Origin of the sequence: Ideonella aquatica (assembly GCF_018069755.1) — a bacterium.
Classification (GTDB): domain Bacteria; phylum Pseudomonadota; class Gammaproteobacteria; order Burkholderiales; family Burkholderiaceae_C; genus Ideonella; species Ideonella aquatica.
In genome coordinates, this window is the sequence record NZ_JAGQDE010000043.1 from 1 (window position 1) to 23,810 (window position 23,810).

Annotated in this window: 21 protein-coding genes and 2 pseudogenes; 10 read left to right on the forward strand and 13 right to left on the reverse strand. The window is 69.8% G+C overall.

Features of this window, described 5'->3' with window-relative positions; all coding sequences use genetic code 11:
• The coding region (locus tag KAK06_RS23205) for a uracil-DNA glycosylase (RefSeq protein ID WP_210804551.1) at positions 1–717 on the forward strand (717 nt) is incomplete at its 5' end.
• Here KAK06_RS23205 and glmU read toward each other — a convergent pair.
• Positions 698–2,074 carry a bifunctional UDP-N-acetylglucosamine diphosphorylase/glucosamine-1-phosphate N-acetyltransferase GlmU gene (gene glmU, locus KAK06_RS23210; protein ID WP_210804552.1) on the reverse strand — a complete coding sequence of 459 codons (1,377 nt, stop codon included), beginning with the start codon at positions 2,072–2,074 and terminating at the stop codon, positions 698–700. The two genes, KAK06_RS23205 and glmU, sit on opposite strands and share 20 nt — an antisense overlap.
• Here glmU and KAK06_RS23215 point away from each other — a divergent pair.
• Positions 2,061–2,975 (forward strand): DUF6279 family lipoprotein, encoded by a 915-nt coding sequence (locus KAK06_RS23215; protein WP_210804553.1) that lies wholly within the window; start codon positions 2,061–2,063, stop codon positions 2,973–2,975. The two genes, glmU and KAK06_RS23215, sit on opposite strands and share 14 nt — an antisense overlap.
• A 13-nt stretch (positions 2,976–2,988) precedes the next feature.
• On the opposite strand, the gene KAK06_RS23220 is transcribed toward KAK06_RS23215, so the two are convergent.
• The 4 genes from KAK06_RS23220 to KAK06_RS23235 are packed head-to-tail and all read right to left on the reverse strand — an operon-like array spanning position 2,989 to position 5,779.
• Complete coding sequence (locus KAK06_RS23220; RefSeq protein ID WP_247653080.1) at positions 2,989–3,603, reverse strand: DUF4136 domain-containing protein; 615 nt, start codon at positions 3,601–3,603, stop codon at positions 2,989–2,991.
• Between the two features lie 22 nt (positions 3,604–3,625).
• Positions 3,626–4,564: a tRNA 2-thiocytidine(32) synthetase TtcA gene (gene ttcA, locus KAK06_RS23225; RefSeq protein ID WP_210804554.1), complete on the reverse strand. Its 939-nt coding sequence runs from the start codon at positions 4,562–4,564 to the stop codon at positions 3,626–3,628.
• A gap of 4 nt (positions 4,565–4,568) precedes the next feature.
• Positions 4,569–4,961 carry a dihydroneopterin aldolase gene (locus KAK06_RS23230; protein ID WP_210804555.1) on the reverse strand — a complete coding sequence of 131 codons (393 nt, stop codon included), beginning with the start codon at positions 4,959–4,961 and terminating at the stop codon, positions 4,569–4,571.
• A complete protein-coding gene (locus tag KAK06_RS23235; RefSeq protein WP_210804556.1) occupies positions 4,958–5,779 on the reverse strand; it encodes an SDR family oxidoreductase in 822 nt (273 codons plus the stop codon). The genes KAK06_RS23230 and KAK06_RS23235 overlap by 4 nt, the downstream gene beginning before the upstream one ends.
• A gap of 20 nt (positions 5,780–5,799) precedes the next feature.
• Between KAK06_RS23235 and KAK06_RS23240 the strand changes: the two genes are divergently transcribed.
• Together KAK06_RS23240 and KAK06_RS23245 are read left to right on the forward strand one after the other, a co-directional pair.
• Positions 5,800–6,906, forward strand: coding sequence for a class I SAM-dependent methyltransferase (locus KAK06_RS23240; protein WP_210804557.1), 1,107 nt, complete (start codon positions 5,800–5,802; stop codon positions 6,904–6,906).
• Between the two features lie 62 nt (positions 6,907–6,968).
• Entirely contained in the window at positions 6,969–7,346 is a 378-nt protein-coding gene (locus tag KAK06_RS23245) for a hypothetical protein (RefSeq protein ID WP_210804558.1), read from the forward strand.
• Here KAK06_RS23245 and KAK06_RS23250 read toward each other — a convergent pair whose 3' ends face one another.
• From KAK06_RS23250 to KAK06_RS23265, 4 genes are all read right to left on the reverse strand, one after another.
• Complete coding sequence (locus tag KAK06_RS23250; protein WP_210804559.1) at positions 7,347–8,912, reverse strand: methyl-accepting chemotaxis protein; 1,566 nt, start codon at positions 8,910–8,912, stop codon at positions 7,347–7,349.
• Between the two features lie 137 nt (positions 8,913–9,049).
• Positions 9,050–10,270 (reverse strand): multifunctional CCA addition/repair protein, encoded by a 1,221-nt coding sequence (locus KAK06_RS23255; protein ID WP_210804560.1) that lies wholly within the window; start codon positions 10,268–10,270, stop codon positions 9,050–9,052.
• Positions 10,267–11,232 (reverse strand): complex I NDUFA9 subunit family protein, encoded by a 966-nt coding sequence (locus KAK06_RS23260; protein ID WP_247653082.1) that lies wholly within the window; start codon positions 11,230–11,232, stop codon positions 10,267–10,269. Before KAK06_RS23260 ends, KAK06_RS23255 begins: the two co-directional genes overlap by 4 nt.
• Positions 11,232–13,259, reverse strand: coding sequence for a lytic transglycosylase domain-containing protein (locus tag KAK06_RS23265; protein ID WP_210804561.1), 2,028 nt, complete (start codon positions 13,257–13,259; stop codon positions 11,232–11,234). The genes KAK06_RS23260 and KAK06_RS23265 overlap by 1 nt, the downstream gene beginning before the upstream one ends.
• A 141-nt stretch (positions 13,260–13,400) precedes the next feature.
• Here KAK06_RS23265 and KAK06_RS23270 point away from each other — a divergent pair, with 141 nt between their 5' ends.
• On the forward strand, positions 13,401–15,182 hold the full coding sequence (locus tag KAK06_RS23270) for a S8 family peptidase (protein WP_210804562.1): 1,782 nt from the start codon (positions 13,401–13,403) through the stop codon (positions 15,180–15,182).
• A gap of 10 nt (positions 15,183–15,192) precedes the next feature.
• On the opposite strand, the gene KAK06_RS23275 is transcribed toward KAK06_RS23270, so the two are convergent.
• Both KAK06_RS23275 and KAK06_RS23280 read right to left on the reverse strand, forming a co-directional pair.
• On the reverse strand, positions 15,193–15,873 hold the full coding sequence (locus tag KAK06_RS23275) for a glutathione S-transferase family protein (RefSeq protein ID WP_210804563.1): 681 nt from the start codon (positions 15,871–15,873) through the stop codon (positions 15,193–15,195).
• 89 nt (positions 15,874–15,962) lie between these two features.
• The gene (locus tag KAK06_RS23280) at positions 15,963–16,955 is read right to left on the reverse strand and encodes a LysR family transcriptional regulator (protein WP_210804564.1); all 993 of its coding nucleotides are present in this window, start codon (positions 16,953–16,955) and stop codon (positions 15,963–15,965) included.
• Positions 16,956–17,057: 102 nt separating this feature from the next.
• Here KAK06_RS23280 and KAK06_RS24340 point away from each other — a divergent pair.
• Positions 17,058–17,219 (forward strand): annotated as a pseudogene (locus tag KAK06_RS24340) (DUF2917 domain-containing protein); the annotation flags it as partial.
• 50 nt (positions 17,220–17,269) lie between these two features.
• Here KAK06_RS24340 and KAK06_RS23285 read toward each other — a convergent pair.
• Positions 17,270–17,674 (reverse strand): TfoX/Sxy family protein, encoded by a 405-nt coding sequence (locus tag KAK06_RS23285; protein ID WP_210804565.1) that lies wholly within the window; start codon positions 17,672–17,674, stop codon positions 17,270–17,272.
• Between the two features lie 72 nt (positions 17,675–17,746).
• Between KAK06_RS23285 and KAK06_RS23290 the strand changes: the two genes are divergently transcribed.
• The gene (locus KAK06_RS23290) at positions 17,747–18,346 is read left to right on the forward strand and encodes a 5-formyltetrahydrofolate cyclo-ligase (RefSeq protein WP_210804566.1); all 600 of its coding nucleotides are present in this window, start codon (positions 17,747–17,749) and stop codon (positions 18,344–18,346) included.
• 90 nt (positions 18,347–18,436) lie between these two features.
• On the forward strand, positions 18,437–19,453 hold the full coding sequence (locus KAK06_RS23295) for a hypothetical protein (RefSeq protein WP_210804567.1): 1,017 nt from the start codon (positions 18,437–18,439) through the stop codon (positions 19,451–19,453).
• Here the strand turns inward: KAK06_RS23295 and KAK06_RS23300 are convergent, their stop codons facing one another.
• Positions 19,454–20,212, reverse strand: a complete 759-nt coding sequence (locus KAK06_RS23300) for an SDR family NAD(P)-dependent oxidoreductase (RefSeq protein ID WP_210804568.1) — start codon at positions 20,210–20,212, stop codon at positions 19,454–19,456. It abuts the gene before it with no gap.
• A gap of 286 nt (positions 20,213–20,498) precedes the next feature.
• On the opposite strand from KAK06_RS23300, the pseudogene KAK06_RS23305 reads away from it, so the two are divergent.
• Positions 20,499–21,834 (forward strand): annotated as a pseudogene (locus KAK06_RS23305) (IS110 family RNA-guided transposase).
• Between the two features lie 117 nt (positions 21,835–21,951).
• The gene (locus KAK06_RS23310) at positions 21,952–23,463 is read left to right on the forward strand and encodes an ATP-binding protein (RefSeq protein WP_210804569.1); all 1,512 of its coding nucleotides are present in this window, start codon (positions 21,952–21,954) and stop codon (positions 23,461–23,463) included.
• Positions 23,464–23,810 lie beyond the last annotated feature (347 nt).

A 23,810-nucleotide genomic window follows, 5' to 3' on the forward strand; every position in this document is an offset into this window, starting at 1 on the left:
GCGCCGGTGCGCGCCGCTGCGCCACCGCGGCCCGCTGCCCGCCCCGAGTCGGCCCCGGCCGCCGCCGTCAGCGAAGCCGTCGCCGCACCGCTCGCGCCGCCGGTGCGTGGCGAGCGCGCCGAGCGCATTGCCGCCCTGGACTGGCCCGCATTGCGCGAGGCCGTGGCCGCCTGCCAGGCCTGCGGCCTGCACGCCGGCCGCACCCAGACGGTGTTCGGCGTCGGTCAGGTGCCCGCGCACTGGATGGTGGTGGGCGAGGCCCCGGGCGAGCAGGAGGACCGGCAGGGCGAGCCCTTTGTCGGCCCGGCGGGCCAGCTGCTGGACGCGATGCTGCGCGCGATCGGCCTGGGCCGCGGCGCCAGTGACCCGGCGCACCAGGCCTACATCGCCAACACGCTGAAGTGCCGGCCGCCGCGCAACCGCAATCCGGCGCCCGATGAGCTGTTGCACTGCGAGCCCTTCCTGCAGCGCCAGATCGCGCTGGTGCAGCCACGCATCATCCTGGCGATGGGCAAGTTCGCGATCCAGCAGCTGACCGGCAGCGACGAGCCGGTGGGTCGGTTGCGCGGCCGCGTGCACCGCTACCAGGGCGTGCCGGTGGTGGTCACCTACCACCCGGCCTACCTGCTGCGCCAGCCCAGCGAGAAGGCCAAGGCCTGGGACGATCTGCGGCTGGCGCGGCGGGTGTACGCGCAGGCTATTTCTTCGGCGCCTTGACCGGCCGCGACCAGGCGCCCAGCGACACCTGCTTGGCCCGCGCCACCGTCAGCTGACCGGGCGGCGTGTCCTTGCTGATGGTGGAGCCGCCGCCGATCGTGCCACCGGCGCCCAGCGTTACCGGCGCGATCAGCACGCAGTTGCTGCCCACGTGCACATCGGCGCCGATCACCGTGCGGTGCTTGTTGGCGCCGTCGTAGTTGGCGGTGATGCTGCCGGCGCCGTAGTTGACGCGCTCGCCCACCGTGGCGTCGCCCAGGTAGGCCAGGTGGTTGGCCTTGGCGCCGTCGGCCAGCGTGGCGTTCTTGACCTCGACGAAGTTGCCGATGTGCACCTCGCGGCCCAGCTGCGCGCCGGGGCGCAGGCGGGCGAAGGGGCCGATCAGCGAGCCGGCGCCTACCACCGCGCCGTCGCGGTCGCCGTCGATGTGGGTGAACGGGTGGATCACCGCGCCGTTGCCGATCTGCGCGTTGCGGATCACGCAGTGCGCGCCGATGCGCACATCGTTGCCCAGCGCCACCGTGCCTTCAAAGATGCAGCCCACGTCGACCTCGCAGTCCATGCCGTGCGTCAGCGTGCCGCGCAGGTCGAACCGGGCCGGATCGGCCAGGCGCAGGCCGGCCTCCATCAGGCGGGTGGCCTCGGCGCGCTGGAAGCGGCGCTCCAGGTCGGCCAGTTGCGCCGGGCTGTTGACGCCCAGCACCTCGGTCTCGTTCGGCGCGGGGGCGGCCACCACCGGCACGCCCTCGGCCACCGCCATCGCGACGATGTCGGTCAGGTAGTACTCCTGCTGGGCGTTGGCGTTGGTCAGCGCCATCACCCAGCGCTTGAGCGCGGCGGTGGGCGCGGCCATCATGCCGGTGTAGACCTCGCGGATCTGGCGCTGCGCGTCGCTGGCGTCCTTGTGCTCGACGATGGCCTGCACCTGCTCGCCCTGGCGCACGATGCGGCCGTAGCCGGTGGCGTCGTCCAGCACCACGGTCAGCAGCGCCAGGCGCTCGCCGCCGCAGGCCTGGGCCAGCGCGCGCGCGGTGGCGGGCGAGATCAGCGGCACGTCGCCGTTGAGGATCAGCGTGGTGCCGGCGTCGCCCAGGTGCGGCACCACCTGCTGGATCGCGTGGCCGGTGCCCAGCTGCGGCTCCTGGCGCACGCACAGCGCGGCATCGCCCACCGCGGCCTCGACCTGCTCGGCGCCATGACCCGTGATCACCAGGGTGCGTTCAGGGGCCAGCGCAGCAGCCCGGTCCAGGACATGCTGCAATAGGCTGCGGTCGGCCAGGCGGTGCAGCACCTTGGGCCGGGCCGAGCGCATGCGGGTGCCCTTGCCGGCGGCCATGATCACGATGTCAAGCGTCATTCGAAAACCGTGGTTCAGTCGCCCTGCCGACGTGGCCGGGCGAGGCTGGATTATCGCGACCCGGCGCGCCCTGCTGGCGCTGTCGCTGGCCGCGCTGGCCGGCTGCAGCGTAGTGCGCCTGGCCTACAACCAGGCCGACACCCTGCTGGCCACCTGGCTGGACCGCCAGTTCGACTTCGACCGCGCGCAATCCGCCCTGGTGCGCGACGCCGCCACGCGCTGGCTGGCCTGGCAACGCCGCGCCCAGCTGCCCGAGATGGCCGCCACGCTGGCCCAGGTGCGACGCGACTGGGAACGCCCGCTCACCGGGGCCGACGTCTGCCGCTGGACCGAACGCCTGCCCGACTGGCTGGACGCCACCTGGCAGCAGGTCCGCCCCGACGCGGTGGCGGTGGCCCGGCAGCTGGGCCCGGCCCAATGGCGCCACCTGGAGGCCCATTTCGCCCGCGAGCGCCGCGAGCAGGCCGAGGACGCCGCAAGCCAGACACCGGCCGAGCGTCGCCAAGCGCAGGTGGACCGCCTGGCCGAACGCTACGAGCGCCTGCTGGGCCCGCTCAGCGCGGCCCAGCGCGAGCGCGTCGGCCAGCTGGTCGACAGCCAGGGTGACGGCAGCGGCTGGGCCACCGAGCGCGAACGCCAGCAACAGGAGCTGCTGACCACGCTGCGCCAGCTGCCGGCGTTGCCGGTGGCCGACGCCACGACCGTGCTCGACAGCCTGTGGGCGCGCTGGCGCGCCGGCACACCGGCCCAGCGCATGCTGCGCGAGCAGACCCAGCAGGCGCACTGCCAACTGTTGGCCGAGCTGCAGGCCAGCGCCAGTCCGCGTCAGCGCGAGCATGCGCGGCGGCAGTGGGCGAGCTGGGAGGCGGACCTGGGAGCCCTGGTCGCGCAGATGCGCTGAGAACGCCGCGGCGTCAGGGTCGCACGACCGAAGCCGAATGCGGCTCGCCGCGCGCCGCCGGAAAGTCGCTCATCGACAGCAGGAACAGCGCTTCCATCAGCGCATCGCTGCCCGGCGTGGCGCCAGCGTTGCGGGCGCGTGCCTCGTAGAGTGGGGCGCCGCTGGGGCCGTCGCGCAGCAGCAGGGCCACCTCGCGGCCATACTCGGGGTCGAGTCCGTTGCTCCAGCGCCAGCTGGACCAGCCCGACCAGGGGCCGTACCAGCGCACACCCGGACCAAAGCGCCACCACAGCGGGTCATCCCACGGTGAACGGGCTTGGCGGCTGATGCGAGCGCCTACTTGCACCACCACGTCGGGCTTGGCGCCGGGGGCGGCCGGCTGGAATCCGCGGGCCTGCAGCGCCACCGTGGCCAGGCGCTCCAGGCGAGCCTGCTCCTCGGGGTCCTGCTGCTGTGAGGGCAGGCGCTCGAAGGCGAAGCTGCCCGGCGCGCGGCCGGCCGGCCAGTCGCCAAAGCTGCTGACCTCGCCGCTGAAGGTGTTCAGACTGGCACAGCCGCTCAGGGCGGCGGCGCCCAGCGCGGCGACCAGCAGGTGGCGGCGCAGCGTGTTCGGCAAGGTGTTCGGCATGGCGGTACTCCCGGGCGTCAGGTCACTCCCAACCCAGCCGAACGACCTGTTCGGCCGGTGCGTTGACCGGCTTGACACAGTCCTCGTCCTCGTCAAAGGCCTTGTCGCCCTGGGGGTCGGGGCGGCCGGTGGCCTGGATCGTCTGGAACGGGAACAGCTGCCGGTCCATCATGTGCGAGAGCGTGATGTTGCCCATCGCGGTCAGCATGTTGTCGATGCGTCCCGGGTACTGGCGCTCCCACTCGCGGATCATCTTCTTGGTCTGCACGCGCTGCAAGTTTTCCTGGCTGCCGCACAGGCTGCAGGGGATGATCGGGAACTGGCGGTGCGCGGCCCAGCGCTCCAGGTCGGTCTCGTCCACATAGGCCAGCGGGCGGATGACGACGAACTCGCCGTTGTCGCTGACCAGCTTGGGCGGCATGCCCTTGATGCGGCTGCCGAAGAACATGTTCATCAGCATCGTCACCACGATGTCGTCGCGGTGGTGGCCCAGCGCGATCTTGGTGGCGCCCAGCTCGCGCGCCACCCGGTACAGAATGCCCCGGCGCAGCCGCGAGCACAGGCTGCACATGGTCTGCCCTTCCGGGATGTGCTTCTTGACGATCGAGTAGGTGTCCTGGGTCTCGATGTGGAAGTCCACGCCCAGGCCGCTCAGGTAGTTGGGCAGCACCTCGGCCGGGAAGCCGGGCTGCTTCTGGTCCAGGTTGACGGCGACGATGCTGAACCTGATCGGTGCGCGCTTTTGCAGGTTCAGCAGGATGTCCAGCAGCGAGTAGCTGTCCTTGCCGCCCGAGACGCAGACCATCACCTTGTCGCCGTCGGCGATCATGCCGAAGTCGGTGATCGCCTGGCCCACCTGGCGGTGCAGGCGCTTGCTGAGCTTGTTGATCTCGAAGGCGTGCTTCTTGGCCTTCTTCGCCTCGTCGGCAGCGGCGTCGATCACAGGGACGTCGGTGTTCATCGGTTCATTCCTTCAGGCCGAAGACCTCGACGCCGACGGCGTCGCAGTCCGGGTAGACATCGGGCTTGGCGGTGGACACGCGGGCGGCGCGCACCTTGGGGTGCGCCAGCATCATCGCCAGCAGGTCGTCGCACAGGGTTTCCTGCAGCTGGATGTGGCCGCGCGCCACGCGCTCGGCCACCCGGCTGCGGATGAAGTCGTAGTCGACCACCTCGTCCAGCTCGTCCGCCTTCGGTGTGGACAGTGCCAGCGGCACGAACAGCTCGACATTGATCAGCACCCGCTGGGCGGCCTGCTTTTCGAAATCGTGCACGCCGATGTCGATCATCACCGCGTAGTCGCGCAGGAACAGGCGGCGGCAGTCGCGCAGCGCCGGGTGCAGCAGCAGGGAACTCATCGGGGGGTGTCCTGGGCCAGGAAGAGCACGTCACGCGACTGGCCGGCCAGGTGCTGGCCGCCGTCGACCAGCAGGGTGCTGCCGGTGATCGCGGGGGAGTCGATCGCGAAGCGCACGGCGCGGGCGATGTCCTCGGGGGTGGAGGAGCGGCCCAGCGGCGTCATGCGCTGGGCGCGGTCATGCTCGGCCTCGGTCATCGGTCCCGAGGGCAGGGTCACGCCCGGCGCCACGCCCACCACCCGCACCGCGGGCGCCAGGGCCTGGGCCTGCAGCACCGTGGCCTCTTTCAGCGCGGCCTTGCTGAGGGTGTAGCTGAAGTAGTCGGGGTTGGGGTTCCAGAGCTTCTGGTCAAGCAGGTTGACCACGCAGCCGCGGCCGCCACGCGTGGCCAGGTGGGCGGCCAGCGCCTGGGCCAGGCGCACCGGGGCGCCCAGATTGACGCGCCAGTGGGCGTCCAGCAGGGCCGGGTCGGCGGCCCGCGCGTCGTCATAGACGAACAGGCTGGCGTTGTTGACCAGCGCATCGACCCGGCCGCGTGCGGCCACCGCGGCGGGCAGCAGGGCATCGACCTGGGCGGCATCGGCCAGATCGGCCACCAGCACCGTGCTGGCGGCGCCCAGCGCCTGGCAGGCGGCGGCGGTGGCGTCGGCCTCGTCGTGCGAGCGCCGGCAGTGCAGCACCAGGTCGTGGCCGGCGGCGGCCAGCTCCAGCGCAATCGCGCGGCCGATGCGGGCAGCGGCACCGGTGACCAGGGTCACCGGCCGGTGGGCGGGGGCGGCGGCGGTCGCGGCGGCAGTTACGTCAGTTGCAGCGGGCATGAAACCTAGAATCGCGGCCCATGACGAGCCAACCCGACAGTGTAGCCAGCGGCCTGCCGGCCCGCATTAGTGCGGCCATCGCCGAGGCGGGCGGCTGGCTGCCTTTTGACCGCTTCATGGCGCTGGCCTTGTACGAGCCGGACCTGGGCTACTACAGCAGCGCGCGGCGCAAGTTCGGGCTGATGCCGGCCAGTGGCAGTGATTTCGTCACCGCGCCCGAGCTGTCGCCGCTGTTCGGCCGCGCGCTGGCGGTGCAGGTGGCCGATGCCCTGGCGGCCAGCGGCACGCGCCAGGTTTACGAGTTCGGCGCCGGCTCGGGCGCGCTGGCCGAGCAACTGCTGCAGGCCCTGGACGAGCGCGGCCTGGCTGTGGCCTACGCGATCATCGACCTCTCCGGCACGCTGCAGGCGCGCCAGGCCGAGCGGCTGGCGCGCTTTAACGACCGGGTGCAGTGGCTCGCGCGCTGGCCCGACAAGATGCACGGCGTGGTGGTGGCCAACGAGCTGCTCGACGCCATCCCCGTGCAACTGCTGCACTTCGACGGCCATGACTGGTTCGAGCGCGGCGTGGTGACCCAGGGCGACACCCTGGCCTTTGCCGATCGCCCGACCGATCTGCGCCCGCCGCTGGACGCGCCCTTCGTGCCCGGCACCGTGACCGAGATCCACCCACAGGCCGAGGCCTTTGTGCGCACACTGGCGCAGCACCTGCAGCGCGGCGCCGCCTTCTTCATCGACTACGGCTTCCCCGAGGCCGAGTACTACCTGCCGCAGCGCGTGGGCGGCACGCTGATGTGCCACCACCTGCACCAGGCCGATGGCGACCCGCTGCAGCGGGTGGGCGAGAAGGACATCACCGCGCACGTCAATTTCACCGGCATCGCGCTGGCGGCGCAGGACGCCGGCCTGGCCGTGGTGGGCTACACCAGCCAGGCGCGCTTTCTGCTGAACTGCGGCCTGGCGCCCATGATCGAGGGCGCCGATCTGCGCGAGCGGGCCATGGCCCAGAAGCTGATCACCGAGCACGAGATGGGCGAGCTGTTCAAGGTGCTGGCCCTGGCCAGCGCCGACCTGGCCCACTGGGTGCCCTGCGGCTGCGCCGAGGGCGACCGCATGCACCGGCTGTGAGGAGCCGCGTCAACGCGGGCGGCCTGCCGGCCGTTGCCCTCCAATCCACACAGGGAGACCCCATGACGACTTGGATGCGCCACAGCGCCTGGACCCTCGCGCTGCTGGCCGGCACGGCGGGCGCCGCACCCGCTGCCGACGAACTGCGCGAATGGCCTGCCAACACGCCGATCGAGGCTGAGTTCCACCTCTGGCCCGCGCAGGGCAAGACCGGGCGCGACACGCCGGCCTGGAACAACTACCGGCCGCAGGTCCACACCGGTGTCGGGCCCGAGGTCACCTGCGCCATGGTCTTTCCGGCCGAGAAGATCGAGCCCGGCAGCACCCAGCGCACCACGCTGCGCTGCCTCGACCCCTTGAAGCTGCGTGTCAAGCAGCCGCAGATCAAGGTCACCCAGGGCGGCCGCGTGGTCGGCGACGGCCGCATCCTGCTGCCCTGATCAGAACTTGAAGACGCCCACCGCCTGCACCAGCTGACGCGCCTGGGCGCGCAGGCTCTCGGCGGCGGCGGCGCTTTGCTCGACCAGCGCGGCGTTCTGCTGCGTGGCCTCGTCCATCTGACCGACCGCCTGGCCGACGGTGGCCACGCCGGCGCTTTGCTCCTGGCTGGCGTGGCTGATTTCGGCCACGATGTCGGTGACCCGGCGGATCGACTGCACCACCTCGGCCATGGTCTGGCCGGCCTCGTCGGCCTGGCGGGTGCCGGTGTCCACGCGCTCCACGCTGGCCTGGATCAGGCCCTTGATCTCGCGCGCGGCGTCGGCACTGCGCTGGGCCAGGTTGCGCACCTCGCCGGCCACCACCGCGAAGCCGCGGCCGCTCTCGCCGGCTCGTGCGGCTTCCACCGCGGCGTTCAGCGCCAGGATGTTGGTCTGGAAGGCGATGCCGTCGATGACGCCGATGATGTCGGCGATGCGGCGTGAACTGCCTTCAATCTCGCGCATCGTGCCCACCACCTGCGAGACCACGTCGCCGCCCCGGCCGGCCACGTCGGAGGCGCTCTGGGCCAACTGGTTGGCCTGTTGGGCGTTGTCGGCGTTCTGGCGCACGGTCACGCCCAGCTGCTCGGCCGAGCTGGCGGTCTGCTGCAGGTTGGAGGCGGTCTGTTCGGTGCGGTGGCTGAGGTCGGTGTTGCCGGCGGCCACCTCGGTGGCGGCCACCTCGATCGAGTCGGCGGCCTGGCGCACCTGGGTGATCAGGGCCTGCAGGCGCGACTGCATCAGCTGCATGTGCTGCAGCAGTTCGCCAATCTCGTCGTGGCCATTGGTCTGGATCGGGCGGCCCAGCTGGCCCTCGGCGATCGCGGTGGCGGTGGCGTCGGCCTCGGCAAAGCCGCGGCGCAGGCGCGAGACCAGGTGCACGCTGGCCAGCGTGCCGGGAATGCCCAGCAGCAGGGCCATGCCGATCATCAGCAGCGTGCCGCGCGTGTGCAGGGCCTCGGCCTGAGCGACGGCGGCGTCGGCCGCGGTGACCTGGTGCTGGCGCAGCGCCTCGAGCGCCTTCAGGAAGGCTTCGTTCTCCTGGCGGCCGGCCTTCAGGTAGGCGGCCATGATCTCGGGCGAGAACTGCTGGGCCTTGACGGCCTCGATGGCCTTGTTCACCTCGACCTGCCAGGCCTTGCGGCGGTTGACCACCTCGCCCATCAGGGCTTGTTCGGCGGTGTCGTGGTCGCCCGCCTCGACGGCGGCCCAGGCGCTGTTGATCGCTTCGCGACGCTGGCTGAACTTGTCCAGGTGCATGGCGATCGCGTGGTCATGCACGCCGTGCAGCGCGCCCGTCGGGTCGTGCTGGAACATCAGCAGGACCTCCATGCGGTTGCTGATCGTGGCCTGGGTCATCCGGGCCAGCTCCTCGGAACGGGTCATGCGCACGTCGTGGATGGTGTGCAGGTCGGTGCGGGCGTTGCTCATGGCCACCCAGGCCAGGCCGGCCAGGCCGATGAAGCTGAGCCAGAACAGGACGATCAGGCCCTGGACGTAGTGGACGATGCGCAATCTCTGAAACATGGACGGGCTCTGCAGGTGACCGCCGACGGGCGGTCCTCAACCCATCTTCGGCCGCCGCGCCGTGGCATGAAGGGCGGATAAGCAGGCGCCGACTGCGGCAAATCAATCTGCCGGCGGCGCGCGCCGGGTGGCCACCGTCAGAGGGCGGCGGCGACGGCGTCTGTGCGGGCGATGCGGATCGCGTCGGCGATCGCTGGTCCCTGGGCGCCGCGGGCCTGGGCCCGGGCGGCCACGGCGGCGGCGTCGATCGAGCAGGCTTCGGTCAGCGCCTGCAGCAGCAGCCCGCGGGCGGGGTAGGGACGCTCGGCCAGGCCGGCGCGGCCGCGGGCGTCAGCCTCGCAGGCCAGCAGCGCGTCGGCAAAGCGCTGCGGGCGGCGGAAGGCGTCGCAGCGCTCCAGCAGGCGCACCACCGCGGCGGCACCGAAATCGGGGCTGCGGTGGATGTTGGTGTGCTCGCGGGCCACCAGCAGGGCCAGCTCGGTGGCCTCGCCGGTGGCCTTCAGACGGACCGAGAGCTGGCGCGCCAGGCGTTCGCTGCGTGCCTCGTGGGCGATGTGGCGCGGCCAGTCGGCGGCCGGCGTCTCGCCCTTGCCCAGGTCGTGGCACAGGCAGGCCCAGCGGGCCGGCAGCGAAGCGCCCAGCGCCGCCGCGGCGTCCAGCACCAGCAGCAGGTGGGCGCCGGTGTCCACCTCGGGGTGGTGTTCGGGCGGCTGCGGCACGCCCCACAGGCGATCGGCCTCGGGCAGCAGGCGCTGCAGGGCACCGCAGTCGCGCAGCACCTCCAGCAGGCGCGAGGGGCGGTCTTCCATCAGGCCACGTGCGAGTTCCTGCCAGACGCGCTCGGGCACCAGCGCGTCCACCTCGCCGGCGGCCACCATCTGGCGCATCAGGGCCATCGTCTCGGGGGCCACGCTGAAGTCGTGGAAACGGGCGGCAAAGCGCGCCAGCCGCAGGATGCGCACCGGGTCCTCGACAAAGGCCGGGCCGACATGGCGCAGCACTCTGGCGGCCAGGTCCTGGCGGCCCCCGTGCGGATCGACCAGGGTGCCGTCCGGTGCCTGGGCGATGGCGTTGATCGTCAGGTCGCGCCGCGCCAGATCGTCCTCCAGCGTGACGTCAGGCGCGGCGTGGAAGACAAAGCCGTGGTAGCCCGGCGCGGTCTTGCGCTCGGTGCGGGCCAGCGCGTATTCCTCGTGCGTGTCGGGGTGCAGGAAGACCGGGAAGTCCTTGCCCACCGCCCGGTAGCCCTGGGCCAGCATCTGCTCGGGCGTGGCACCCACCACCACCCAGTCGCGGTCATGCACCGGACGGCCCAGCAGGGCGTCGCGCACAGCACCACCGACGACCCAGGTCTTCATCGGTGTCGGGCGCGCCAGGCGTCCAGGCGGGCGCACTGCTGGCCGGGCGACAGGTAGTCCGGCACCACCGCCGCCAGCGAGGCCGGCGCAATGCCCAGCGCCTCCAGCCCGGGCAACGTGCCGCTGGCGACATTGGGCACCTGCATCGAGGCCAGGTTGTCGCGCGTCATCAGCGGCTCGCCCGGCAGCCACTCCATCACCAGTGCCTGCAGCCAGGCCAGTGGGCCGGGCAGCGGCACGATGGTGCGCGGGTGGCCGGCGAGCTGGCCGGCCAGGCGCACCAGCGCGGCCAGCGGCACGCGCTGCGGACCGGCGCATTCGTAGGTCTGGCCGATGCTGTCGGGTCGCGCCAGCGCGGCGGCAATGGCCGCGGCCACGTCGCCCACCCACACGGGCTGGAACTGCGCCTGCGCGCCGGCCAGCGGCACCACCGGCGCCACCGCCTGCAGCGCGGCAAAGAGATTGAGGAAGCGGTCCTGCGCGCCAAAGATCACCGACGGCCGCAGCACCGTCAGGTCCAGGCCGGCCTGCCGCAGCACCGCCTCGCCGCGCGCCTTGCTGCGCAGGTAGCGCGAGGGCGCATCCTCGGCCACACCCAGCGCGCTGACATGCACCAGGCGGCGCACGCCAGCGGCCTGGCAGGCCGCGGCCAGGCGGCGTGGCAGCTCGACGTGGACGCGTTCGAAGCGCGCCTCGTCGCCATGCAGCACCGCGACCAGGTTCACCACCGCGTCACAGCCAACCAGCAGGCGCGCCAGCGCGGCGGGTTCATGCACATCGGTGGCGACCAGCTCGACCATCGGCAGCGGCCGCAGGTGGGCGGCGGCGGCGGGCCGGCGGGTGGGGACCACCACCCGGCAGCCCGGCGCCACGCGGGCCAGGTGCTCGCACAGCGCCCGGCCAACGAAGCCGGTGCCGCCCAGCAGCAGCAGGCGACGGGTGGACGGGGCAGGGCTCATCATCAGGGCAGCTCGGTGTCGGCAGGGTTGGCGCCGGCCGCACGCGGGCCGATGCTGGTGCCCAGGCGGGCCTTCAGCGCGGCCGGCTTGCCGGACAGCAGGCCCGCATAGTAGGTGGCGTTGGACAGGACTTTCTTGACGTAATCCCGGGTTTCGTGAATGGGCACGTTCTCGGCCCAGATCGCCGGCTCCAGTGTGGGGCCCTCGCGCCAGCGCCGCGGCCGGCCGGGGCCGGCGTTGTAGGCGGCAGCGGCCATGGCCTGCGAGCCGCCCAGATCATCCAACACCAGCTTCAGGTAGGCGCTGCCGATGCGCAGGTTGGTGTCACGCTCGGTGATCATCTCGGGGCGGAAGTCACTCATGCCGATCTTCTTGGCGGTCCACTTGGCGGTGGCCGGCATCACCTGCATCAGGCCCGAGGCGCCCACCGATGAGCGGGCGTCCATGATGAAGCGCGACTCCTGGCGGATCAGGCCGTAGACATAGGCGGGGTCCAGGCCGATCTCGCGGGTTTTGGCCAGCACGTCGGCGCGCATGGGGGTGGGAAAGCGCTGCTCCATGTCGATCTCGGCCTTGCTGCGCTCGCTGGTGTTGATGCAGCGGTCCCAGACCTCGCGCTCGCAGGCCCATTGCGCGGCGGCCAGCAGCTCGCGATCGCTCATGCCGATCAGCGAGAAGTTCCATTCGCGCACGCCCTCGCTGCGCAGGCCGATGCCGATGGCCTGCAGCGCGCGCTGCAGGCCGGCGTGGGCGCGTGCGGCCTCGCGCTCAGGCGCGGTGGGCGCGGCGGCCCGCGGCGGCAGCGGCTGCGGCGCGCCGAGGTCCTCGGCGGCCAGCTGGCCGTAAAAGTTCAGCTGGGTGGACAGGCGGGCCAGCAGCAGCTGGGCCTCGGTGCGCTGGGTCTCGCCCTCGGCGCCCGACCGGGCCAGGCCCTGCAGCGCGCGGGCGCGCCAGTAGACCCAGGTGGCGTCGTCGCGGAATCCGGGCTCCATCGCCTCGACCGAGCGCAGCACCAGTTGCCAGCGCTCGGGCGCCGGCGCCAGGCGCAGCGAGGCACGGGCCAGCCAGGCCAGCGTCTCGGGGCTCCAGTCGGGGTGATCGGCGTGGCGCTTGCCCAGGCTTTGCCAGGCCTTGCGGGTCCAGTCCAGCGACTCGGGGCGCAGGCCCAGCGCCCCCTGCTTGGCCACCATCGCCCAGGCCCAGGCGCCGTGCTCGGGGCCCAGCACCTCGGCCCAGCGATCGCTCAGCAGCTGGGCGGCGCGGTCGGGATCATTGCTGGCGATGCGGGCCAGCGCGATCGAGCTGATCTCGGCGCGCATGTGTCCCAGGCCGCTGGCCTTGAGGGCCAGGTAGCGTGCCGGGTTGTCCAGCGCCTCGCCCAGCGGTCGGCTGGCCAGATCGCCCAGGATGGCCCCGGCAGCGCGGGCAGACTTCACGCGGCCGTATTCGGTGGCATGGCGCACCTGGCGCCAGATGTCGTTGGCGTCGAACAGCTTGGCGTCATAGAAGGTCTGCGCCATCAGCAGGCAGCCGTCGCCCGGGTCGCGCTGGGCCAGCCAGGCGCGACGGGCGGCGTCGACATCGACCTTGCCGCTTTGCTGCTGCAGCACCAGCGCGTAGCAGTGGACCTCGCGGTCATCGTTCATGCGAAAGCGCGGCAGATCGCGGGCGAAGGCGGCCCAGTCGCGGCGCTTGCCGGTCTCGAGCAGCCAGTCGTTGCGCAGGCGGTCTTCGACATAGCTGCCGGGCCAGCGGGCGTAGAAGGCATCAAGCTCCTCGGCGCGGGCCTCGGTGATGCGCGCGCTCAGCTCCCAGTAATCGACCCAGGGCGCCAGCGGGTCGCGCTGCTCCAGCGCGCTGGCGCGCAGCGCTGCCAGGCGGTTCTTGTCCTTGCGGCCGAAGGCCTCGCGGGCCTGGCGCAGCAGGTCTTCGTTGGGACGCGCCTGCGCGGCCGCCAGCGAGGGCAGCAGCGCGCAGACGGCCAGGCCCAGCAGGGCCAGGCGACGGAAGGACTTCGGGGAAAGGAGCATCTGTTCTAGGGGTCCGGGGACGGCTGGATTACAGTTTGACACGATTCGACCCCTTGCCAGGGATTGGTTCCTCTCGCGATCATCGGCCCGGGCCCGGCCAGCGGGCTCCGTCCAATCCAACCCACGCCCAAGGAGGCTTGCATGATCCATCCGTTTTCTCGCCGTGCGCTGTTGACAGCCGTGGCCATCGTCTGCTCGAGCGCTGGTCTGTCGGCCTGGGCGGGCCAGTCGGCCGAGGCCCTGGCGCTGGGGGCGCCCAGCGGCGCGCCGTCCACCGACCGCCTGATCGTCAAGTACCGCGACGGCGCGCTGGCCACCGCGGCGATGGACCGCGCCCAGGAACTGGCCAACCGCTCCGGCGTGCAGCTGCGCGTGCTGCGCGACACCGCGCTGGGCGCCAAGGTCATCAAGATGGACCAGCGCCTGGCGCTGAAGGACGCGCGCCGTCTGGCGCGCGCGCTGGCCGCGGCCGACCCCGACATCGAGTACGCCGAGCCCGACCAGATCCTGCAGGCCCAGCTGACCCCCAATGACACCAGCTACGCCAGCCAATGGCACTACTACGAGGCCACCGGCGGCCTCAACCTGCCCACGGCCTGGGACAAGAGCACCGGCACCGGCGTGGTGGTGGCGGTGGTGGACACCGGCTACCGCCCGCATGCCGATCTGGCCGCCAACCTGGTGGCCGGCTACGACATGATCGCCGACACGGCGGTGGCCAACGACGGTGGCGGCCGTGACGCCGACCCCAGCGACCCGGGCGACTGGATCGCTGCCAATGAGTGCGGCTACACCCACTCGGCGCAGAACAGCAGCTGGCACGGCACCCATGTGGCTGGCACGATCGCCGCGGTGACCAACAATGCCAGTGGCGTGGCCGGTGTGGCCTTCGGCGCCAAGGTGCAGCCGGTGCGGGTGCTGGGCAAGTGTGGCGGTTACACCTCGGACATCGCCGACGGCATCATCTGGGCGTCGGGCGGCACGGTCAGCGGGGTGCCGGCGAACGCCACGCCGGCGCGCGTGATCAACATGTCGCTGGGCGGCTCGGGCGCCTGCTCGACCACCACCCAGAACGCGATCAATGGCGCCCGCAGCCGCGGCACGGTGGTGGTGGTGGCGGCCGGCAACAGCAACGCCAACGCGTCCAACTTCAACCCGGCCAACTGTGCCGGCGTGATCACCGTGGCTGCGGTGGGCCGCACCGGTGCGCGCGCCTACTACTCGAACTACGGTGCGGTGGTGGACCTGGCGGCGCCCGGTGGCGACATGAGCACCGGCACCACCAATGGCGTGTACTCCACGCTCAATGCCGGCACCAGCACGCCCGGCGCCGACAGCTATGCCTACTACGAGGGCACCTCGATGGCCACGCCGCACGTGGCGGGCGCGGCAGCGCTGATGCTCGCGGCCAACCCGGCGCTCACCCCGGACGACGTGGAAGCGCGCATGAAGGCCAGCACCCGTGCCTTCCCGGGCACCTGCAGCCAGTGCGGCACCGGCATCGTCGATGCCAATGCCGCCGTGGATGCGGCCGTGGTGGTGACGCCGCCGCCGACCTGGACCGATGTGACTGAGGTCGAGAGCAACAACACCCGCTCGCGGGCACAGACCATCAGCCCCGATCCGGCCCGCGTGCTGGGCACCATTGGCAGCACGAGTGACACCGACTACTTCAAGTTCTCGGTGGCCTCCGGCGCCACGGTGGTCGGCACGCTGACGCCCAATGCCAGCTCGGACTACGACCTGTACCTGTACAACAGCAGTGGCACCCAGCTGGCCAGCAGCACGTCGGGTACGGGCCTGGTGGACACCATCACCCGCACCAACACCGGTGCGGCCACCACCTGGTACCTGCGGGTGGTGCGCTACTCGGGTGGCACTGGCGCGACCAACGGCCAGTACACGCTGACGATCGACCGCTGAGCAACCGGGCTCAGCGCTGGCGGCGGTAGGGCTCCTCGAAGTCGAGAAAGTCCTGCTCCGCCAGCGCGTCAGCCACCCAGGCGGCCACGCCCGGGCTGGCCCAGACGCGGTCCATGTAGGCCTGCACGGCGGCCGGCACCGGCAGCGCGTAGCTGCGCAGCCGGGCGACGACTGGCGCGAAGTAGGCGTCGGCGTTGCTGAACTCGCCAAACAGGAAGGGGCCGCCACTGGCCTGCAGCGCCTCGGTCCACAGCGCGGTGATGCGGGCCAGGTCGGCAGCCACGGCCGGCTGCTCGGCCAGCACCTTCGCGCCCACCTCGGGCAGCGCGGCCTCGATGTTCATCGGGCAGTGCGAGCGCAGAGCGCCGAAGCCGCTGTGCATCTCGGCGCACAGGCTGCGCGCGCGGGCACGCTGGCGGGCGTCACGCGGCCACAGAGCCTGCTGCGGGAAGCGCTCGGCCGCGTACTCGGCGATCGCCAACGTGTCCCACACCGCAAAACCCTCGTCGACCAGCAAAGGCACCTTGCCGGTGGGTGACTTGCCGGCCAGCGTCTGCTTGAACTGGCTGCCGGGGTCGAAGCTGTCGAAGCGCACCATCACCTCGTCGAAGGGGATGCCGAAGTGGCGCAACAGCACCCAGGGGCGCATGGACCAGGACGAGTAGTTCTTGTTGCCGATGTAGAGCTGCATGGGGCCTCCGGGGTTGTTGGCTGGCATCCTAGGGCGGCGGGTGGCGACTGTGGGTGAAAAGTCCGCATCGGCGCGATGCGCCGGCGGCATCAATCGGGCAAGACCTCGGATTCGGGATCGGCCACGTCGCCAATCGCCACGCGGGTCAGCGCCGCCTGCGCCCGCACCCAGGCCATGAAGGCCTGCACCTCGGTGCGGGGCGGCTCGCCGGCGCCGGCCAGCGGCACCAGCCAGTACAGCCAGGGCACCTGTTGGCGGTGGGCGGGGCCGAAGGGCTCGACCAGGTCACCGCGCGCCAGCATCTCGTGGACCAGGGCCAGCCGGGCCAGCGCCACGCCGTGGCCGGCCAGCGCGGCCTGCACCTGCTGGTGGGTGAAGTTCAGCGTGATCCAGCGCCGCGGCGCCAGATGGCCCAGCTGCTCGGCACCCAGCCAGGCGCCCCAGCCCAGCGCGATGGCCGGCGGCGTGCCGTCGTCCATCTCGATCAGCGTGTGCTGCGCCAGGTCGGCCGGTGCGGCCAGCGGCGGGGCCTCGCCACGGGCGATCGCCTGGTGCAGCGCGGCGCCGATCACCGGGGTCAGCAGCTCGGGGAACAGGCGCTCGGAGCCGGCCGGCGCCTTTTCGGGGCGGCAGTGGCGCAGCGCCACATCCAGCTCGAAGTCGTCGGTCTCGATCAGCCGGTCGGTGGCGGCGATGCGGATGTCCGCACCGGGGTGGCTGCGCTCGAAATCGGTCAGCCGCGGCATCAGCCACAGCGAGGCCATCGACGGAAAGGTGGTGACGCTGACCATCTCGCGGCTGCGTGACATGCGGATCTGGCGCACCGAGGTATCGATGCGCGCCAGCGCCGGCGCCACCACGCGCAGCAGGGCCTGGCCGGCGCTGGTGAGGTCGACGCGGCGCGTGGCGCGGTGGAAGAGGGCGGCGCCCAGCTCCTCCTCCAGCGACTTGATCTGGCGGCTGACGGCCGGCTGGGTCAGGTGCAGCTCGTCGGCGGCGGCGCTGAAGGACAGCAGCCGGGCGACGGCCTCGAAGGCGCGCAGGCCGTCGAGCGAGAGCGGTCGATGCGGTGGGCGATTCATGAGCGCCGATTATGAATCCGACGCGGCGAATTCATTCGTCAAACCGGTTCCATCCCTGCATGATGATCCCACTCGCCAAAGGTTGGCGGCAGGAGATTGATGATGGAATGGCATCTTCGGCAGCGCCAGTCCTGGGACGTGGCGCAGACGGGTTGGCTGGTGGCGGCGGGCGAGCCCGCCTGGATCACCCGCGAAGGCGATCCCGACGATCATGTGCTGGAGCGCGGCGCCGTGCTGCGCGTGGCGGCGGGCCAGCGGGTGCATCTGGGCCCCTGGCAGGACGGCAGCCGGCCCACCGTGGTCTTCGTGGCCGCTCAGCCCGAGGCCGGCCGGCGCGGCTTGGCGGACCGCGGCGCGGCGGCGCGGCGGGCCTTCGGTGCCTTGGCGGCCTGGGCACGCAGCGCGGCCTCCAGGGCCAACCGGCCCCAGGGCTGCAGCTGAGACGGCGCATCCATCGCTTCCTCCGGCGCACTCCAGTAGCTCAGCGAGCCATGCTCGCCCTGGGCGGTGGTGTACTCGAAGCGGTGGCTGCCGGCGGCCTCGAAGCGCGGCTGGGTGCTGGCGTCGACCTTCAGGTACAGCACCTCGCGCATCTCCAGCGCGATGAACAGGTCGTCCACATAGAAGCCGTGCCCGCCAAACATGCGCCGCGTGCGCACCGCGCCCAGCGGTGCCAGCAGCTCGGCGCACCAGTTCACGAAGCCCTTGTCGGTGCTCATGACGCGCAGTGTAGTCAGCGGGCGGGTCGTCGCGCACAATGGTCCGGTCGAACGCTCCCCACGCCCGCGGACATGACCCTGCCGTTCAAGCTGAACCTCGAACCCTCGCGCGACAAGGCCGTGCTGCGCAAGCAGCTGCAGGCCGAGCGCATGAGCCTGCTCGACCGCCACCAGCGCGCCAGCCACCTGCAGGAGGTGCTGATGGTCTGGCTGATCAGCCGCAAGGAAAGCACCATCGGCGCCTACTGGCCGATCAAGGGCGAGTTCGACGCGCTGCCGGCGCTGTACCGCTGGAGCGAGGCCGAGTCCGGCCGGCGCATCGGCCTGCCGGTGATGAACCGCGAGACCAAGCAACTCACCTTCCACGTCTGGTACCCCGGCTGCCCGATGGAGGAGGACGCCTACGGCATCCCCAAACCCAAGGACACCGAGTCCTTCCACCCCGAGCTGCTGCTGGTGCCCTGCGTCGGCTTCGGCCCCGGCGGCGTGCGCCTGGGCTATGGCGGCGGCTTCTACGACCGCACGCTGGCCGCGCTGGAGCCGGCGCCGGCCACTGCCGGGCTGGGCTACATGCACGGCTACCTGCCCTGGCTGCAGGCCGAGCCGCATGACATTCCGCTGGACGCGCTGTTGACCGAAGAAGGGGTGTTCTGGGAGCGTGATCCCGCCTGAAGCCCCTTCAGTCTGTCTTAATGTGCTAATTGCACATTAATGGCGGCGGTGGAGGAAGGGTCCTTCTCGCACAGACGTGGAGGACAGGCCATGAGGCAGTGGATCACCGGCTGGGCCGGATGTGCGGCGCTGGCGCTGGCGGGCAGCGCCAGCGCCACGAGCTACCAGTTGATGGACTTTGGCAACCAAGGCAGCGGCCTGGCCATCGCCAACGGCCTGAATGCCGCCGGCGACGGGGTGGCCACTGCCAGCCCCGGCGGACCGCTGACGGTCTATCAGGGGTTCCGCACCGGCACGGGCGGCGCCCGCGCACTTCAGCCGCTGCTGCCGGGCGAGTACACCCGCGCCCTCGGTCTCAACGACCGTGGCTGGGCGGTGGGCGACACCCGCCATGCCGACGGCTGGGCACGCGCGGTGCTGTGGAAGAAGAACAAGCCGCTGGACCTGGGCAAGTGGCACGGCATGTGGAACAGCGTGGCGCTGGCCATCAACCGCCAGGGCGACGTGGTCGGCTACAGCGACCACGGCGCACGCTACTCGTACGGAATCGTCTGGAGCGGTGGCACGATGCGCCAGGTCGGCCCGGGTCAGACCACCGCCAACGGCATCAACGATGCCGGCGAGGTGATCGGCAACCAGCGCCCCTACCCGTCGAACGGCACGCTCAACTGCTGGCGCCAGCCCGCCGGCGGCAGCGCCAGCTACCTGCCCAAGCTGGCGGGCAACCTGTGCTCGGTCGCGGCCATCAACCAGGCCGGCGACATTGCGGGCGGCTCGATGGCGCCCGATGGCCGCTGGCATGCGGTGCTGTACCGCGCCGGCCTGCCGATCGACCTGGGCAGCCTGGGCGGCGCGATGACCGTGGCCGCGGGCCTGAATGACCAGGGCGGCATCGTCGGCTATGGTCTGCTGCCCGATGGCAGCTCGCGCGCGCTGCTGTTTGCGGTCGGTACAGATCCGGTGGACCTGAACACGCTGCTCGATCCGGTCAGCGGCGCGGGCTACGAGCTGCTGCAGGCCATTCGCATCAACAACAACGGCCAGATTGCCGCCACGGCCCGCAAGGACGGCACGACCCGCGCCGTGCTGCTGACCCCGCTGCCCTGATCAGCTCCTCAGCCGGTCCAGCCCGAACAGCGCCGACAGCTTGGCGTCCAGTGTGGCGGTGGGCAGCAGGCGCTTGAGCCACACCAGCTTGGCGCTGTTGGCGCCAGCGCGGTAGAGCGGGCCCGGCGACGGCTGTTCCAGGTGATCGGCCAGACCGCGCACGAAGTCGGCCACCGGCGTGGCCCCTTTCTGCGAGGCCTGGGCGCGGCGCAGCACCGCCTTGGCCACGGGTGCGTACAGCGAGCCCTCGGGCAGTTGCACGCGCTCGCCCCCGGCGTCGCCAAAGCCCGAGACGATGCCGCCCGGCTGCACTGTCACCACCCGGATGCCGAAGGGCGCCAGCTCCATGCGCATCGCGTCGGCCAGCGCATGCAGCGCGGCCTTGCTGGCGCAGTAGGCGCCGGCAAAGGGCGTGGCGGTGACGCCGGAGACACTGCCGATGTGCGCCACGCAGGCCTGCGGCGCGGCGGCGCGCAGCCGCGGCAGCAGGGCCTGCGTCACCGCCACCGGGGCCACCACATTGGTGTCGAGCTGCTGCCGCAGCGCCTGCGGTGACAGGTCCATCAGCGCGCCGAACTGGCCGTAGCCGGCGTTGTTGACCAGCAGATGCAGCGGCAGGCCCTCGGCCTGCAGCGTGGCGGCGATCGAGGCGACGTCGTTCACGTCCAGCGCCATCGCCCGCGCCCCGGCGTCCACCGGCGACTGCAGCCGCTCGGACTGTCCGTCGTCCGCACCGCGCAGGCGATCTGAAAAATTCATTGCAGATCAGTCACTTGGGGGGAGTTTCTTGAGAGCATCCCAGGCCCTGACCGCGCCCGGCGTTCGCGAAGAAACACTGGTGCTGGCGTTGCGCTACAAGGTGAACGGCAGCGCCGTCATGACCGACCCAGCATTGGTGCGAGCTTTAGCGAGCCCGCTTGAGAGCATGGTCCGGGATTCGTCGGCGACAGTGGTGAGCGGTGAGAGCCGCATCCCGTTTCAGAGATCGAGTCGAATTCGACGCTTCCCATGGCGCTGCCGTTCATCAACGATAGTGGAGCAAGCCATGGCAGTTCGCAAGCGTGAAGACGAGGTGTTTCCCAACGCCGCGGCAATCGACATCGGGGCGTCGAGTCATTGGGTGGCGGTGCCACCGCATCTGGCCCAGGCTGCCGGCGATGAGCCGGTGCGCGAAGCCGGCGCGATGACCGACGATTTGAATGTGTTGGCGCGGTGGCTGGTCAAGCTGGGCGTGGACACGGTGGCCGTGGAATCCACGGGCGTGTACTGGATCCCGGTATTCGAAGTGCTGGAGCAGCACGGGCTGAAGGTCTGGCTGGTCGATGCCCGGCAGATGAGGTACGTGCCGGGGCGCAAAAGCGACGTCCAGGATTGCCAGTGGCTGCAAAAGCTGATGAGCCTGGGGCTGCTGCGGCGCTGCCTGGCGGCCCAGCGCCGAGGTGTGCGTGCTGCGCGCCGTGGCGCGCCAGCGCGAGACGCTGATCACCGAGCAGGCCAGTTGGGTGCAGCGCATGCACAAGGCCCTGGTGCAGATGAACATCCAGCTCACCGAGGTGATCACGGACGTGATGGGCCAGACCGGCCAGGCCATCATCCGCGACATCGTGGCCGGTCAGCGCGACCCGAAGGCGCTGGCGCGGCACCGCCATCGCCGCGTCAAGGCCAGCGAGGCGGACATTGTCAAGGCGCTGACGGGCAACTGGCGCGAGGAACACCTGTTCGTGCTCAAGCAGGCGCTTGGCGTGTACGACGACATTGGCCGCCACCTCGCCGAATGCGATGCCAAACTCGAAGCGCTACTCGATCAGCGTGCCGCCGCGAAGGTCGATCTCGGCCCATTGCCGCGTGCGGGCAGCAAGGCCCGCGTCGAGCACGACATCCGCCAGCGCCTGGCCGATTGGGCTGGCGTGGACCTCACCCGAATCAACGGACTGGGCGTGACGATCGTGATGAAGCTGCTCACGGAGATCGGTCCGGACCTCCGCCGCTTCGCCACCGTCAAACACTTCTGCTCGTGGCTCGGCCTGTGCCCAGGCACGAAGATCAGTGGTGGCAAGGTGCTGTCTTCGGGAACCAGGCGCTCAGCCAGTCGGGCTCGGCAGGCGCTGAAGATGGCCGCACAGAGCCTTTGCCGCAGTGAATCGGCGCTGGGCGCGTTCTATCGCCGCCTGTGTTCCCGCATGGACAAGCCCAAGGCCAACACCGCCACAGCCCACAAGTTGGCGCGGATGGTGTACTACATGCTCACCCGAGGTCAGGCGTTCGTCGACCAGGGACAGCAGCGCTACGAGGAGCAGCAGCGCCTGCGCAGCATCGCCGCCCTCAAGCGCCGCGCCGCCGCCCTTGGCTTCCAGATCAATCCCGTCGAGACTGCCGCATGAAATCGGCCGTCTTAAGTTCTGTTTCTTCAGAGGCGTCACCGAGCGGCGCAGGGTGCGCTTGCCGCCCAAGCTTCCGCGGGGTAGACTAAGATCAGTCAACTGATCTTAGGGTATCAAGTGCTAGAAATCGCCAAGGCCGATATCGTTTCACGATTGCGCTTCGATAACCCATGGTGGGCAGGCGGGGCGGAGGAAACGGTCGCGTTCCAACACACGCCACGGCGCAAGTACTTTGCTCCCTTTCACGCCGCGGTGTCCGATACGTCGCTGCGGCGCGCGCTGGTGCTGATGGGGCCTAGGCGTGTTGGGAAGACTGTACTCGTTTACCACAGCATTCGTGCTCTACTCGATTCCACGGTTCCGTCTCAGCGAATACTCTACGTTTCGCTTGAGACCCCAATTTATACAGGCCTGTCGTTAGAGAAGATGGTGGGCTACTTTGTTGAGCTTTTTGGACACGATCGGAACTCCGAGCTCTACATCTATTTCGACGAGATCCAGTACTTGCGTGACTGGGAGGTGCATCTCAAATCGTTGGTGGATTCATTTCCAACCTACCGCTTTGTGGCAACTGGATCCGCTGCGGCAGCTTTGCGCTTGAAGAGCAACGAATCGGGGGCGGGGCGGTTCACCGACTTCATCCTTCCCCCGCTCACCTTTGCGGAGTACTTGCAGTTTATCGGGCGCGAGAGTCTCCTTGTCTCTGTCAAGAAGATCGAAGAGGCAAAGTTCGAGCGTTACGAATATGCCGCGCTAGATGTTGATGAACTCAATTTCGAGTTTGTACGGTATTTGAATTTTGGTGGCTACCCCGAGGCAGTGTTCTCAGAGGTGATTCGTTCAAATCCTGGGCAATACATCAAGAGCGACATCATAGATAAGGTGCTGCTTCGCGACTTGCCCAGCCTCTATGGAATAAGCGACATTCAAGAGCTAAACCGGTTGTTCACAACTTTAGCGTACAACACTGGGAATGAAGTTAGCTTGGAGGGGCTGTCGCAGTCTTCGGGGGTTGCGAAGAACACGATCCGGAGGTACCTCGAGTATCTCGAGGCAGCCTTCCTGATTAGGCGAGTTGAGCGAATCGATAACAACGCAAAAAGGTTTAAGCGGGCAGTCTGCTTCAAGGTCTATTTGACGAACCCTTCCATGAGGGCGGCCCTTTTCGGCCAGATTGAGGCGGACTCTGATGCAATGGGACCGCTGACTGAAACAGCAATCTTCAGTCAATGGGCGCATAGTGCTATGACGCAATTGTTTTACGCCCGATGGAATGGTGGTGAGGTTGACATAGTAAGCCTTAGTGGAACTCAGCAGACTCCCGTGTGGGCCGTAGAAGTGAAGTGGACCGATCGCGCCGCGAAGGTGCGTAGCGAACTGGATGGGTGTGTTGAGTTCGTTCAGCGAAACCCAAAGATGCTTGAGCCGGTCTTGGTAACAACTCGAACCATTACTGCGAGTGACGTCACGTACAAGGGTGTTGCCTTTGAGTTTCGGCCTGCCAGCCTCTACGCGTACATGCTAGGTGCAAACTTGCTGAGGCGAATCGAAGATGGTCGCACTCCAGTGCGGCGCGGCGCCCAACCGGCATTAAAAGAGCCTCCGGAGTCACCGCAGCAGTCTTCGTGACGCCTAACGAAACTGAGCCGCGGACCGAGGCTTGTCGAGGGCCGTCGGCTCGAGCGACCTGTTAGCCACCGCTTTTTGGCTCGGTAAAGGGAAGAATGGCTGAACTCCGATGAAGCAGTGCCAAGATGATTTTTTCACGCAGTTCGACTTGCCGTTCTTCGGGTTGAATTTGCTCGCAAAGTTTGACTGACAACATGGTGTCTTGCATTTTTACTAGCTGGTCGTCCCTGCAAAACGCCCGCAACCCGCATGAACACTGGCTCTGCGGGGTGAATGCCGATGGCGAGAACTCCCAGGAAGCGATTCAATGGAGCGCAGTTTCCGGGAGTTCTTGACCGCCGATGAGC